Genomic DNA, 13762 nt, shown 5'->3' on the forward strand with positions numbered 1-13762 from the left:
GCTACAGGCACCCGTCGACGCTGGCGCGGGGCAGGGCACGCTTCACGTCGAACAGCACCGCATCCGGCATGCCGTAGGCGCGGATCCGCTCGGCGCCCATCGACACGAATTCGCCGTGCGCCACCGCCAGCACCACGGCGCTGTAACGGCCCGGCTGTGGCTCGGCCACCATGTGGACGCCGTATTCTTCGTGCGCGTGCTCGGCGTTCACCCAGGGGTCGTGCACGTCGACCTCGGCGTTGTAGCAGCGCAGTTCGCGCACGATGTCGATCACCTTGGTGTTGCGCAGGTCCGGGCAGTTCTCCTTGAACGCCAGACCCAGGATCAGCACGCGCGACTTCGTCATGTCCTGGTTGCGCCGGCGCATCAGCTTCACGACGCGGCGCGCCACGTGGCTGCCCATGCTGTCGTTGATGCGGCGCCCGGCGAGGATCATGTCCGGGTGGTAACCGATCTGCTGCGCCTTGTGGGTGAGGTAGTAGGGATCCACGCCGATGCAGTGGCCACCGACCAGTCCCGGGCGGAACGGCAGGAAATTCCACTTCGTTCCGGCGGCTTCGAGTACCTCGTGGGTATCGATCTCGAGGCGGTGGAAGATCAGCGCCAGCTCGTTGATCAGCGCGATGTTCACGTCGCGCTGGATGTTCTCGATCACCTTCGCGGCTTCGGCCACGCGGATGCTGGACGCCTTGTGCGTGCCGGCGGTGATGATGCTTGCGTACAGTCCGTCGACGAACTCAGCGACCTCGGGCGTCGAACCGGACGTCACCTTGCGGATGGTTTCCAGGCGATGGTGCGGATCGCCCGGGTTGATCCGCTCGGGGCTGTAGCCGGCATAGAAGTCCTGGTTGAACACGAGCCCGGATTCGCGCTCCACGATCGGGATACAGATCTCCTCGGTCGCGCCGGGATACACGGTGGATTCGTAGACCACGACGCCGCCGCGGCGGATCGCGCGGCCGACCGTGCGGCTCGCCGATTCCAGCGGGCGCAGGTCGGGGCGCTTGTATTCGTCGATCGGCGTCGGCACGGTGACGATGAACACGTCGACGCCTGCAAGCGCCGCCGGATCACTGCTGAATTCCAGCAAGGCCGCTTCACGCAGGTCGTTGCTGGTGACCTCGCGGGTGTGGTCATGGTGGGCCTTCAGTTCCGCCACGCGCGAGGCGTCGATGTCGAAGCCCACGGTGCTGAACTTCTTCCCGAACGCCACCGCCAGGGGCAGGCCGACGTAGCCCAGGCCGATGATCGCGACGCGCACATCGTCGAGCGCAGCCAAAGGTGCATTGCTTGCCAAGTGGGACCTCCCCTGGGGTCGACTTCCGGGTCGGGATGCGCGCTTTGGCGGCATCGGTGCACAGGCAAACGCCAATTACGTGCCAACGCGGACAGGCGGGGGCAGGCAGGGTGTGAAGAAAACATTCGCGCGCACGGTGGACGGTAGCGACAGGTTTCGGCGTTGTTCCCAGAACCAAGGGGCTGCAATGGCGGGCGTGCATGTCGGGCCAAACATCCATGTCGATCCTGGTATGCGGCGGCGCCGGCTACATCGGCAGCCACGCCTGCGTTGCCTTGGCGGAGCAGGGCTACCGGATCGTCATCGCGGACAACTTCTCCAACAGTTCCCCGCGCGTGCTGCTGCGGCTGCAACGCATCATCGGCGCGCCAGTGGAGTGTGAACGCGTCGACCTGCGCAGCAAGACGGCGCTGCGGCGCCTGTTCTCGCGATACGACTTCGCCGCGGTGATGCATTTCGCCGCACTCAAGGCCGTCGGCGAGTCCTGCACGCAGCCGTTGGCCTACTTCGACAACAACATCAGCGGTACGGTCAACCTGCTCCAGGCGATGGAGCACGCGGGCGTGGATCGGCTCGTATTCAGCTCGTCCGCTACGGTCTACGGGGATCCCGAGCGCGTGCCCGTCGACGAGAACGCCCGCCTGGAAGTCACCAATCCCTATGGCCGGACCAAGCTGGTGATGGAACAGCTGATTGCGGATCTGTGCAGCGCTTCGCACAGGTTCCGCGCGGCGAACCTGCGCTACTTCAATCCGGTCGGCGCGCATGCATCGGGTCTGATCGGCGAGGATCCAGGCGGGATCCCCAACAACCTGATGCCGTTCATCTGCCAGGTCGCCACCGGGCGGCGCGACAAGCTGAACATCTTCGGCGGCGACTATCCGACGCCCGACGGCACCGGGATCCGCGATTACATCCACGTCACCGATCTCGCCCAGGCGCATGTCGACGCGCTGCGCTTCCTGATGCGCGAAGACACGAACCTGACCGTCAACCTCGGCACGGGTCGCGGGATCAGCGTGCTGCAACTGGTCCGTGCCTTCGAGAAAGCCTCCGGCCGCCGCATTCCGTATGAAATAGTCGACCGCAGGCCCGGTGACGTTGCCCGGGTCTACGCCGATCCGACGCGCGCCCAGCGCGTGCTCGGTTGGCGAGCGCGCCACGACGTCGACGCCATGTGCCGTGACGCGTGGCATTGGCAGTCGTTGAACCCCAATGGCTACGAGCGGGACAGGGCGGAGCTGCCGAGCGCGCGTCAGCGGGCGGCCCGCAGGTCCGGGGCGCGGCAACCCGCTGGGACCGACGGCGCCGGGTTGATTACATAATAGGCATTATGCGAAATTAGCTATCGAGCCATTGGGCCAATAGTTTCTGCCGCGAAGCCCTCGCCGATCGCCCGGGGCCTGCTCATCGGTTGCTCCTGCCAAGCCTCGCTGTGGCCAAGACGCCCCTCTGGTCGCTATGGCGGCGTGCGGGTCGCGGGTCCATCTGCATCGCCGCCGAACCGCAGCCTTACTGCCTCCTGGAACTGGCTGGAGGTCTGCGGTTTGACGAACAGCGCAACCACGTCCGGATGGAGGTTCTTGACCTTCCTCTCGATCGACGCCACGCAGGCTTCGACGTCCGCGGCCATCAGCTTGTCGTCGAACTGGATGCTCAAGCCGACCAGGGCCTGATTTGGAGCGAGCTGGGCCGTCAGTGCGCTACCGACGAAAGCCACGCCCGGTTCCTGCCGGGCCACTTCGCAGATCGCGGCGACCAGCTCCGGCGATGCGCGCTCACCGATGAGCAGGCTCTTGCTCTCCATCGCCAGCAGGACCGCCGTTACCGCGAGGACCAGGCCGATCAGGATGGACGCCACGCCGTCCAGCACCGGCATGGCGAAGGTATCGGCCAGGAAGATGCCCGTGGCCGCGACCAGGATGCCGACCAGCGCCGCGGTGTCCTCGAACAGCACCATGAAAGCCGGTGGGTCCTTGCTGCGACGGAAGGCCATCCAGAATCCGAGCCCTCCCCTCGCGCGCGAAAACGCCTTCCAGCCGACGATCCACGAGGCGCCCTCGAACAGGAACGAGAGCGCCAGCACTGCATAGGTGACGGCAACACGTTCGATCGGCTGCGGCGACAGCACGTGGTGGATGCCCTGGTAGATCGACACGCCGGCACCGACCGCGAACAGCAGCAGTGCGACGATGAAACTCCAGAAATAGAGTTCCCGGCCGTACCCGAAGGGATGCACCTGGTTGGGCCGCTGCGCGGATTGGCGGTAGCCGTAAAGCAGCAGGATTTCGTTGCCGGTATCGACGAACGAGTGCACGGCCTCGCTGAACATCGCCGAGCTGCCGGTAACGACGGCAGCCACCAGCTTGGTGATCGCAACGGCGACGTTCCCGGCCAACGCGGCATGGACGGAGCGTTTGGACGCATTATTGGTCCCGGCCCGTCCAGCATCCGACGCCAATTCCTTCATTGCTGATGCCTCGTCTGCAACAACGGCTGGAAGAACGACACTAGGCAATACTCGACCAAGCAACACTCGTGCCAGAGCGTACGCTCGCGCAGCCAACGGCTTGCACTGGCCGAACGCATTCGACAGATTGATCACCCTGCCTTCCCGGGAGTCAACGTGCAGTCCTGTGCAGCCCAGCAAGTCGACGCCAAGTTGACGAATGCCGCCATCTTCCTGGTCATCACCCTGAAACCGGGCCCGCGGAATGTCGCGCCCTGCCGCGACCTGTGCGGCGAAATGGCGTCGCTCGTGCGCGCGGTCGGCTCGCGGATTCCGGAAGGAACGCTCTCCTGCGTGATGGCGTTCGGTTCCGATGCCTGGGACCGGATCTTCGGCGCGCCCCGCCCCAGGGACCTCCACACGTTTCGCGAGATCGAGGGACGCCACCGCGCCGTCTCCACGCCTGGTGATGTCCTGTTCCACATCCGCGCCACGCGCATGGATCTGTGTTTCGAGCTGGCCACCCATGTCATGGAGCGGCTCGGCGACAGCGTCGCCAGCGCCGACGAGGTCCATGGGTTCGGCTACTTCGACAGCCGCGACCTGATCGGATTCGTGGACGGCACCGAGAATCCGACCGACGAGGCCGCGGCGGAAGCCACCCTGGTCGGTGATGAAGATGCGGGCTTCTCCGGCGGAAGCTACGTGATGGTGCAGAAGTACCTGCACGACCTGCGCGCGTGGAATGCCCTGCCCGAGTCGGAACAGGAAAAGATCATCGGCAGGACCAAGCTGTCGAACATCGAACTGGACGACGCCGTGAAGCCGTCATGCGCGCACAACGCGCTGACCAGCATCATCGAGGACGGCCGCCAGCTGGAGATCCTGCGCGACAACATGTCCTTCGGCGATGCCGGCAAGGGCGAGTACGGCACCTACTTCATCGGTTATGCGCGGTCGCCGCACCGGATCGAGAAGATGCTGACGAACATGTTCATCGGGAATCCGCCCGGGAACTACGATCGGCTCCTGGACTTCAGCACGGCGATCACCGGAACGCTGTTCTTCGCCCCATCCGCCGATTTCCTGGCCGCTCCCATTGTCGACGGCGGGAGCGATCCGGAACGTTCGAATCACCTTTCGCCCCCGGATGGTTCCCTCGGAATTGGTTCCCTGAAAGAGACCGAGCAATGAACAACCTGCATAGAGAGCTTGCGCCGATCTCCGCTGGTGCGTGGCAGCAGATCGAGGACGAGGCCGCCAGGACGCTCAAGCGCCACCTGGCCGCGCGTCGGGTCGTGGACGTGGTCGGGCCCAAGGGTGCCGACTTCGCGGCCGTGGGCACCGGCTACCTGATGCGGCTGGAATCGCCCCGCGATGGCGTGTCGTCGATGCAACACGTGGTCAAGGCACTGGTGCAGCTGCGTGTTCCCTTCGAGCTGTCCCGCGACGCCATCGATGCGGTCGAGCGCGGCGCGAACGATCCTGACCTGCAACCGCTGAAGGAGGCCGCGCGCACGATTGCGTTCGCCGAGGATCGGATCGTGATCGAGGGCTACGCCCAAGCGGGCATTCCCGGGATTCGTGGCTCGACCAGCAATGACACCATCGCGCTGCCGTCGGACGTGCAGCAGTATCCGGCTGCCGTGGCACGCGCGGTCAGTCGTTTGCGCGAGGCCGGAGTCAACGGCCCGTACGTGCTCCTGTTGGGCGACGAGGCGTACACCCGACTGAGCGGGGCATCGGCCGAGGCCTATCCGGTCCTCAAGGACATCCGTGCCCTCCTCGATGCCGATGTCATCTGGGCTCCGGCGATCAAAGGCGGCGTCGTGCTCTCCACCCGCGGCGGCGACTTCGAAATGCACCTCGGCCAGGACCTGTGCATCGGCTATCAGGATCATTCGGCCACCACCGTGCGGCTGTACTTCCAGGAGACGCTCACCTTCCTGGGGCTGACGGCCGAAGCGTCGGTGTTTCTCTCCGGCGGTTGAGCCGGCGCACCCGGCTTCCACGTACTGCGCTTACGAGAGCACGTACTCCACCGGTTCCAGGGGCTGGGGCAGATCGGTCTCGCCCAACAGGCTAAGCAGGTTGATCTCGATGGTGCGGCACAGCGCGTCGAGTGGCAGGTCGTTGGGCAACGTGTCGAACGGCCCTTCGATCTGCTCGCCGATGGCATCCAGGCCGAAGAAGGTATAGGCGAGGATGCCGACCGCGATCGGCGTCAACCACCCCAGGGGATCGATCAAACAGAACGGCAGCATGAAGCAGTACACCAGCACGGTGCGGTGCAGGAGCAGGATGTACGCGAAGGGAATCGGCGTGGTCTTGATGCGTTCGCATGCGCCCATCACGTGGGACAACTGGCACAGCTCGCGATCGATGGCCGCGGACAGCATCCCGTCGAGTCCGGTGGCACGCGCGGCTTGTGCGTACGTTTCCCCGATCGCGCCCAGCACCGCATTGGGCCGGTTCGGGGATGCCATCGCAGCGGCATACACGCCGGGCGCCAGCCAACGCTGCAGATCTGAATCCGGCGCGCTATCGCGCAGGTGGTGCCGCAATGCGTGCGAGAACCCGATGACGTCGTGCACCAGCTGCTTGCGGGGATCGGGGTCCAGCGATGGCATGAAAGCCTGCGTCTGCCGGGCCAGGTTGCGGCTGGCGATGATCAGATCGCCCCAGAGCGTGCGGCCTTCCCACCAGCGCTGGTAGGCCACGCTGTTGCGGAACCCGAGGAATATCGCCAGGGTCAACCCGAGCAGGGTCAACATGGCCGGATCGATCGAGAAGTGGATGACCAGGCCACGCAGGTCGGTGGCCACGACCGCCAGCGACAGCAGCATCGTGTAGAGCACGCGCGGCCATATCACCGGGATGATCGAGCCCTTGAGGGCAAACAGCAGCGTGAATATCGAGGTCGCGTTACGCGGGCGTACGATCATGGGAGATCACCGGTGCAATCCCGAATCGCCATGCGGCTACCACTGCTTCACGGCACCCAGCATCAGCAGCTTGAACACGCCGGCGACCAGCAACGTGGCCAGTACGCCACCGGCCCATAGCAACACGAACCACTTCGTCTTGTGCAGGCGCGATCGTTGCTTCGGGGGCTCGTCCTGGCGATTCATCAGTGGTGGTACCCATCGCCTTCGCGGACCTTGCCGCGGAACACCCGGTACTGCATGAAGCTGTAGACCAGGATGATGGGCAGGATGATCACCGTCCCGACCAGGGCGAACAGCTGGCTGGAGGGATTCGAGGACGCGTTCCAGATCGTCAGCGATGGCGGAACGATGTTGGGCCAGATGCTGATGATCAGGCCGCTGTAGCCGAGGAAGAGCAGGACCAGTGCGAGGATGAAAGGCCCGCGCTCGATGCGCAGGTTGACCGCGCGATGGATGCCCCACACGCTCGCCAGCACCGCGAGCGGGACCGGCAGGAAGTAGAACAGGTGCTCGCCGAACCAGCGCTGCGCCACCGCCGGTTGCCCGAGTACCGTCCATCCGCTCACGACCAGGATGGTGACCAGGAGCACGGCGCTGATCGGTTTCATCAAGGCGTACATGCTTTCCTGCAGGTTGCCGTCGGTCTTGATGATCAGCCAGCCGCAGCCCAGCGTCGCATACGTCACCAGCAGGCCCAGTCCGCAGAACACGCTGAACGGCGACAGCCAGTCGAAGCTGCCGCCCACGAAGCGCCCGTCCACGATTTCGATGCCCTGCAGCAGCGAGCCCAGGATCACGCCCTGGCAGAACGTCGCCTGCACCGAGCCGGCGATGAATGCGAGGTCCCACAGATGCCGGGTGCGTGTCGCCTTGGCGCGCAGCTCGAACGCGGCGCCGCGGAAGATCAGGCCCGCCAGCATCAGCACGATCGGCAGGTAGTTGGCCGGAAGCAGCGTCGCATACGCGACCGGGAAGGCGGCGTAGAGCCCTGCCCCGCCCAGGACCAGGAACGTCTCGTTGCCATCCCAGACCGGCGCCACCGTGTTGAGCATGACTTCGCGATCGCTGCTCTTCTCGAAGAACGGAAACAGCAGGCCGATGCCGAGGTCGAAACCATCGAGCATCACGTACAGGAACAACCCCAGCGCGATGATCGCGGCCCAGATGACGGGAAGGTCGATGGCCATGGTGGTTACCTGTCGATGGGATCTTCGGGGCGGTACATCGGGTTGCTCTCCAGCGCAGGATGCAGCGCCGGCCGCGGCGTGTGCGCACCACCGCCGGCCGCAGGCCCCTTCTTCATCAACTTGAGCATGTAGTAGATGCCCAGCCCGAACACCAGGATGTAGACGATCACGAAGGTCAACAGCGACGTGCCCACCTGCTGCACGTCGAGCGGCGACGCCGAGTCGACGGTGCGCAGGATGCCGTACACGGTCCACGGCTGGCGGCCCACCTCGGTGGTGATCCAGCCGGCGAGCAGGGCGATCAGGCCGGACGGCCCCATGTAGAGCGCGAACGTCTGGAACCATCGCGACTCGTACAGGCGCCCTCCCCTGCGCAACAGCAGCCCGGACAGCGACATCAGCAGCATCAGCATGCCCATGCCGACCATGATGCGGAACGTCCAGAAGATCAGCGGCGAGTACGGCCGGTCCTCGGGCGGGAAACTCTTCAGCCCGACGATCTCGCCGTCCCAGCTGTGGGTGAGGATCAGGCTGCCCAGGTGCGGCACCTTCACCGCATACTTGGTTTCCTCGGCCTCCATGTCGGGCCAGCCCAGCAGGTTGAGCGCGGTTCCGCCGCGCTCGGTTTCCCAGAGCCCTTCGATGGCCGCGATCTTGGCCGGCTGGTGCTCGCGCGTATTGAGGCCGTGCGCGTCGCCGACGAGGACCTGGATCGGCGCAAGCAGCAGCAGCATCCACAGCGCCATCGAGAAGCTGCGCTTGACGGCGAGGTCGCGACGTCCCTTCAGGAGGTGGTACGCCGCGCAGGCCGCCACCAGCAACGCGGCCACGATGTACGCGGCGATGGTCATGTGCACGAGGCGATAGGGGAACGACGGGTTGAAGATCACCTGCCACCAGTCGACCGGGATGATCTTCCCGTTCTCGATGGCGAAGCCCTGCGGCGTGTGCATGAAGCTGTTGGACGCGAGGATCCAGAACGTCGAGATCAACGTGCCCACGGCGACCATCACCGTGGCGAAGTAGTGCCCGCGCTCGCCCACGCGCCCCCAGCCGAACAGCATGACGCCGAGGAAGCCGGCTTCAAGGAAGAACGCCGTCAGCACTTCGTACGTCAGCAAGGGGCCGGTGATCGAGCCGGCGACGCTGGAGAACCCGCTCCAGTTGGTGCCGAACTCGTACGCCATCACCACGCCCGACACCACGCCCATGCCGAAGCCGACCGCGAAGACCTTCGACCAGAAGAAGTACATCTCCTTGTAGACCTCGTCCCGGGTCTTCAGCCACATGCCCTCGAGCACGGCCAGGAACCCCGCCAGTCCGATGCTGATCGCGGGAAAGATGATGTGGACGGACACGGTGAAGGCGAACTGCAACCGTGCAAGGAAGATGGCATCCAGGTCAGGCATGGCTTCTCTCTGTGGCTATCGTCACGACCGCCCTGGGCAGTCATGCGAACAAGAACCGACGAAACCGAAGCACCGCACTAGCCGCACTCAAGTGCGCAACATAGTCCCATGCGACAACGGCACGCAATCGTAACCCGGCCTGCGAAAAACCGGTGCGGTGCCGCAATGCGCAAGGGTTCGATTCCCCTGCCCCCTCACCGGGTGAGGTGAAAGAAGTGGAGCGCCACGCGCGAAATTGTTAGCACTGCTTAACAACGGGCGGGCCTCCTGCCCTTCAACTGCCCCACGCTGAAGTTGGACTGCACGGAGCCCCCGGCGGCCCTGCACGTGATTAGAATCTTCCGGTACCGGCTCCATCACCGGTCCTGCCTCTCGCGCCGCTCGGCGCCGATGACTCTTACCGCAGCACCCTGCCACCACGAGGTGTGTCATGGCTGAGAAAGAGATTCCCGGAATCCGCCCGTACACCGCGCCCGCCGGCGGCTGGGGTGCGTTGCGTGCCACCGCCCGCGCGGTGGCCGAACAGATGCAGGCGCCCGAAGCGGCGATAACGCTGCTGCGCACCAACAAACCCGAAGGCTTCGACTGCCCGGGTTGCGCGTGGCCCGACCGCAAGCACACCTCGACGTTCCAGTTCTGCGAGAACGGCGCCAAGGCCGTCACCTGGGAGGCGACCAAGAAACGCGTGCCGCCGGAGTTCTTCGCGGCCAACACCGTTACCTCGCTGCTGAAGTGGAGCGACTACGAACTGGAGGACCAGGGGCGGGTGACGAACCCCATGGTCTACAACCCCGACAAGGACATCTACGAAGCGATCGACTGGGACGATGCCCTCACCCGCATCGGCGAGATCCTGCGCGCCCAGCCGAACCCGGACGCGGTGGAGTTCTACACCTCGGGCCGCGCCTCCAACGAGGCGGCGTTCCTGTACCAGATCTTCGCCCGCGAATACGGCACCAACAACTTCCCCGACTGCTCGAACATGTGCCACGAGGCCACCAGCGTCGGCCTGCCCGAGTCGATCGGCATCGGCAAGGGCACGGTGTCGCTGGACGACTTCGACCAATGCGAGCTGCTCATCGCCATCGGCCACAACCCGGGCACCAACCACCCGCGGATGATGGGCACCCTGCACGAGATCGTGCATCGCGGCGTTCCCATCATCGTGCTGAATCCGTTGCGCGAGCGCGCCCTGGAACGCTTCGCCGATCCGCAGGATGCGATCGAGATGGCGACCTTCGGCGCGACCGAGATCGCCTCGACCTACCTGCAACCCAGGATCGGCGGCGATGCCGCGGCGCTCAAGGGCATCATGAAGGCGCTGCTGGAAATGGACGCGTTGAGCGGGCCCGGCTCGCAGGTGCTGGACCACGAATTCATCAAGGGCCACACCAACGGGTTCGACGCATTCGCCGCCGACCTGCGCGCCGCCGGTTGGCCCGCGATCGTGGCCGTCTCCGGCCTGCCCGAGGACGCGTTGCGCAACGTCGCCGAGGCTTACGCGAAGTCGAACGCGACCATCGTCAGCTACGGCATGGGCGTGACCCAGCACAGCACCGGTACGCAGAACGTGCAGCAGATCGCCAACCTGCTGATGCTGCGCGGCAACTTCGGCAAGCCCGGCGCCGGCATCTGCCCGCTGCGCGGCCACTCCAACGTGCAGGGCGACCGCAGCGTCGGCATCACCGAGAAACCGAAGGCGGACATGCTCGAACGCATCGAGCAGCGCTTCGGCTTCAAGCCGCCCAGCGGCCACGGCCACGACGCGGTGGCGGCCATGCAGGCCATCATCGACGGGCGCTCCACGGCGCTTATCTGCCTGGGCGGCAACCTTGCCGTCGCCCTGCCCGACGCCGAGGCGTGTTTCCCCGCGATGCGGAAACTCGACCTCCTGGTCAACATCGCGACCAAGCTCAATCGCACGCACCTGCTCACCGCCAAGCACTCCTTCCTCCTGCCTTGCCTGGGCCGCACCGAACGCGACATCCAGGCGACCGGGCCGCAGGCGGTGACGGTGGAGGATTCGATGTCGATGGTGCATGCCTCGCGCGGCAAGCTGACGCCGGCGTCCGAATACCTGCGCTCGGAGCCCGCGATCGTCGCCGGCCTGGCCACGGCCACGCTGCCGAACAGTCGCGTGCCGTGGATGAACATGATCGCCGACTACGACATCATCCGCGACGCCATCGAGTCGGTGTTCCCCGAATTCGAGAAGTACAACGAGCGCATCCGCACGCCGGGCGGCTTCCGCCTGCCGTTGCCGCCGACCGAGCGCGTGTGGAACACGCCATCGGGCAAGGCCGAGTTCCTGCGCTTCACCGGCCTGGAGGAAGACCCCAGCTTCACCGATCCGACGATCATGAAGCTGGCGACGATCCGCAGCCACGACCAGTACAACACCACCATCTACAGCCTCGACGATCGCTACCGCGGCGTGTTCGGGCGGCGCGACGTGGTGTTCATGAACGAGGACGACATGGCCGAACTCGGCATCGGACAGGGCGACAAGATCCGGGTCGATACCGCGTTCGCGCAGGGCCAGCAGCGCACGCTCGGCAACGTCATCGCCATCAGCTACAAGATCGCCCGCGGCTCGGTGGCGGCGTACTACCCGGAGGGCAGCTGCCTGGTGCCGCTGGACTACATCGACAAGGCCAGCGGCACGCCCTCCTACAAGTCGGTGCCGGTCCGCATCACCCGGGTTGCGAGCGCCTGATCGCCGGGACCACGCGCCCGGGAGCCACCAGCTGTCGGAGCGCGTGGCCTGTCGGCGGGCCTTTCTGCGGATAGGAACAGGGAACCCCCTGGACTATCGCCATGAAGAAGCCGTCGCCCCGCTCCCCCGCCCTGGCCCTCGCGCCGATCGCCGTCCTCGTCGTCGCCACCTCCGGCAGCGCCGCCGCGCCCGCCGGGCCGAAGACGCAGGTCTGGATGGACGTGGCCACCCACCACATGGCGGGCATGCCGGACATGGGCGGCTTCGGTCGCTTCGCCGCGGGAATGATGGGCGCCGGCTCGGGGCCGCTGCGGTACCCGGATACGCGCCACCTGCAGATGAGTGGCAAGTACTTCGACATCGCCCTGCGCAACAGCCTCAACCCGGGTGCCGAAGCCGAGCAGCAGATTCCCGCTGGGCTCGGACTGGGCAAGTCGCTGCCGTTGCTGCCACCAACGCGCGAACCGCGGGGCTCGAACCCGACCGGTGAATACAAGCTGCCGGAAGGCGAGATGCGCATGCTGTTCTACTGGGGCTGCGGGGCGACGGTGCGCGCCGGCCAGCCCAAGGTGTTCAGCATGAGCGCGAAGGACGGCAAGGTGCAGTTCAGCGGTGACCCGCAGCGCGGCCGCTATGCGCCCGATCGCGGCATCGACCCCGATCCCTCCTACGCGTTGTGGCCCAACGCGAAGACGCGCAAGCGCGCGTCCGACGGTGCCTCGCTGGTCGGTGCGCACCAGATCACCGGCGCCGGCGTGCCGGCGTCGCTGAAGTTCGACTTGCAGCAGAACGCCGACTTCATGCCGAAGATCGACCTCGCCAGCGCCGGCACGCTGGCGGAGGGCCAGACCTGGAGCTGGCAGCCGGTGGAACGCGCGCGCGCCTACTTCCTGCACGCGATGGGCACGCGCGGCAAGGACGTGGTGATCTGGAGCAGTTCCGAAGTGCCGGACGCCGGCCAGGGCCTGGTCGATTACCTGACCGGTTCGTACATCGATCGCTGGTTGAAGGAGAAGGTGCTGCTGCCGACCGCCACCACGCGCTGCACGATTCCCAAGGGCATCTACACCGCGCCGGGCGAAGGCAGCGAAGGCGGCGGTGCGTTCCTGCAGATGATCGCCTACGGCCCGGAGACCAACATCGCGTGGCCGCCAAAGCCGGCCGATCCGAAGCAGCCGTGGAATCCGGAATGGAACGTACGCGTCCGCACCAAGTCCACCGCCTCGGCGATGCTGGGCATGGACCTGTCCGGCATGGACACCGGCAATGCCGATCCGGCGACGCGCGAGGGCGAGAAACCCAAGGAAAGCACCGGCAAGAAGCTGTTGAAGGGCCTGTTGCGCAAGTTCTGATCGCGCCGCTTGCGGCCCGCGCGTCCTGTCCTGCGCCGACCCGCGCCGAGCCGCGCTGGCACCGGTGCCGGTCGGTGCAGCCGCGTCAGGAGAACTTCAAGCCGAGCGCGGGAATCTTCGGCTGCAGCAGGTAGAACAGGTCCTGGAATTCTTCTTCGGTCAGCTCGTCGGCCGCATAGACCGCCACCGGTTCGTGGCTGGTTTCGACCGTGTCGCGTGGGCCGGCGCGGCGTGAGAACGCCACGCCGTTGTACTCGACCAGCTCGGGCGCTTCCGCCCAGTGCTCGATCGCGTAGTCGCTCTTGCCCCACAGCAGGATGATTTCGATCACGGCACTGTCCTCGTCGGAAAGTTATTAGCCCGCGTTGCGTGAAGTGCATGACGTGAAGCCGGATCTACCGGCG

The 13762-nt window shown here is 65.8% G+C and carries 12 protein-coding genes; 5 read left to right on the forward strand and 7 right to left on the reverse strand.

Going from position 1 to position 13762, the window contains the following annotated elements; all coding sequences use genetic code 11:
* Position 1: 1 nt before the first annotated feature.
* Positions 2-1279: a nucleotide sugar dehydrogenase gene (locus H8B22_RS00060; protein WP_187712142.1), complete on the reverse strand. Its 1278-nt coding sequence runs from the start codon at positions 1277-1279 to the stop codon at positions 2-4.
* A 236-nt stretch (positions 1280-1515) separates the two neighbouring features.
* On the opposite strand from H8B22_RS00060, the gene galE reads away from it, so the two are divergent.
* Positions 1516-2622, forward strand: a complete 1107-nt coding sequence (gene galE / locus H8B22_RS00065) for a UDP-glucose 4-epimerase GalE (protein WP_187712143.1) — start codon at positions 1516-1518, stop codon at positions 2620-2622.
* 134 nt (positions 2623-2756) lie between these two features.
* Here the strand turns inward: galE and H8B22_RS00070 are convergent, their stop codons facing one another.
* Positions 2757-3767: a cation diffusion facilitator family transporter gene (locus H8B22_RS00070; RefSeq protein ID WP_187713447.1), complete on the reverse strand. Its 1011-nt coding sequence runs from the start codon at positions 3765-3767 to the stop codon at positions 2757-2759.
* Positions 3768-3923: 156 nt separating this feature from the next.
* Between H8B22_RS00070 and H8B22_RS00075 the strand changes: the two genes are divergently transcribed.
* A complete protein-coding gene (locus tag H8B22_RS00075; RefSeq protein WP_187712144.1) occupies positions 3924-4940 on the forward strand; it encodes a Dyp-type peroxidase in 1017 nt (338 codons plus the stop codon).
* Complete coding sequence (locus tag H8B22_RS00080) at positions 4937-5737, forward strand: family 1 encapsulin nanocompartment shell protein (RefSeq protein WP_187712145.1); 801 nt, start codon at positions 4937-4939, stop codon at positions 5735-5737. Before H8B22_RS00075 ends, H8B22_RS00080 begins: the two co-directional genes overlap by 4 nt.
* A 30-nt stretch (positions 5738-5767) precedes the next feature.
* On the opposite strand, the gene H8B22_RS00085 is transcribed toward H8B22_RS00080, so the two are convergent.
* Genes H8B22_RS00085 through H8B22_RS00100 form a run of 4 tightly spaced genes read right to left on the reverse strand, consistent with a single transcriptional unit; the run spans position 5768 to position 9281 of the window.
* Entirely contained in the window at positions 5768-6691 is a 924-nt protein-coding gene (locus H8B22_RS00085; RefSeq protein WP_187712146.1) for a bestrophin family protein, read from the reverse strand.
* Between the two features lie 36 nt (positions 6692-6727).
* Positions 6728-6877 carry a DUF2474 family protein gene (locus H8B22_RS00090; protein ID WP_187713687.1) on the reverse strand — a complete coding sequence of 50 codons (150 nt, stop codon included), beginning with the start codon at positions 6875-6877 and terminating at the stop codon, positions 6728-6730.
* On the reverse strand, positions 6877-7881 hold the full coding sequence (gene cydB, locus H8B22_RS00095) for a cytochrome d ubiquinol oxidase subunit II (protein ID WP_187712147.1): 1005 nt from the start codon (positions 7879-7881) through the stop codon (positions 6877-6879). The genes H8B22_RS00090 and cydB overlap by 1 nt, the downstream gene beginning before the upstream one ends.
* Positions 7882-7886: 5 nt before the next feature.
* Positions 7887-9281 carry a cytochrome ubiquinol oxidase subunit I gene (locus H8B22_RS00100; RefSeq protein ID WP_407060858.1) on the reverse strand — a complete coding sequence of 465 codons (1395 nt, stop codon included), beginning with the start codon at positions 9279-9281 and terminating at the stop codon, positions 7887-7889.
* Between the two features lie 439 nt (positions 9282-9720).
* Between H8B22_RS00100 and H8B22_RS00105 the strand changes: the two genes are divergently transcribed.
* Positions 9721-12006 carry an FdhF/YdeP family oxidoreductase gene (locus tag H8B22_RS00105; protein ID WP_187712149.1) on the forward strand — a complete coding sequence of 762 codons (2286 nt, stop codon included), beginning with the start codon at positions 9721-9723 and terminating at the stop codon, positions 12004-12006.
* Between the two features lie 101 nt (positions 12007-12107).
* Positions 12108-13358, forward strand: a complete 1251-nt coding sequence (locus tag H8B22_RS00110; RefSeq protein WP_187712150.1) for a hypothetical protein — start codon at positions 12108-12110, stop codon at positions 13356-13358.
* Positions 13359-13443: 85 nt separating this feature from the next.
* On the opposite strand, the gene H8B22_RS00115 is transcribed toward H8B22_RS00110, so the two are convergent.
* Positions 13444-13689, reverse strand: a complete 246-nt coding sequence (locus H8B22_RS00115) for a hypothetical protein (protein ID WP_187712151.1) — start codon at positions 13687-13689, stop codon at positions 13444-13446.
* Positions 13690-13762: the final 73 nt, after the last annotated feature.

It is taken from the genome of Lysobacter terrestris (genome assembly GCF_014489475.1).
GTDB classification, from domain to species: domain Bacteria; phylum Pseudomonadota; class Gammaproteobacteria; order Xanthomonadales; family Xanthomonadaceae; genus Agrilutibacter; species Agrilutibacter terrestris.

Bases quoted from the DNA above. Each gene is read 5' to 3' on its own strand.
- H8B22_RS00085 (WP_187712146.1), bottom strand. From the start codon at position 6,691: ATGATCGTACGCCCGCGTAACGCGACCTCGATATTCACGCTGCTGTTT.
- cydB (WP_187712147.1), bottom strand. From the start codon at position 7,881: ATGGCCATCGACCTTCCCGTCATCTGGGCCGCGATCATCGCGCTGGGG.
- H8B22_RS00110 (WP_187712150.1), top strand. From the start codon at position 12,108: ATGAAGAAGCCGTCGCCCCGCTCCCCCGCCCTGGCCCTCGCGCCGATC.
- H8B22_RS00090 (WP_187713687.1), bottom strand. From the start codon at position 6,877: ATGAATCGCCAGGACGAGCCCCCGAAGCAACGATCGCGCCTGCACAAG.
- galE (WP_187712143.1), top strand. From the start codon at position 1,516: ATGTCGATCCTGGTATGCGGCGGCGCCGGCTACATCGGCAGCCACGCC.
- H8B22_RS00070 (WP_187713447.1), bottom strand. From the start codon at position 3,767: ATGAAGGAATTGGCGTCGGATGCTGGACGGGCCGGGACCAATAATGCG.
- H8B22_RS00105 (WP_187712149.1), top strand. From the start codon at position 9,721: ATGGCTGAGAAAGAGATTCCCGGAATCCGCCCGTACACCGCGCCCGCC.
- H8B22_RS00080 (WP_187712145.1), top strand. From the start codon at position 4,937: ATGAACAACCTGCATAGAGAGCTTGCGCCGATCTCCGCTGGTGCGTGG.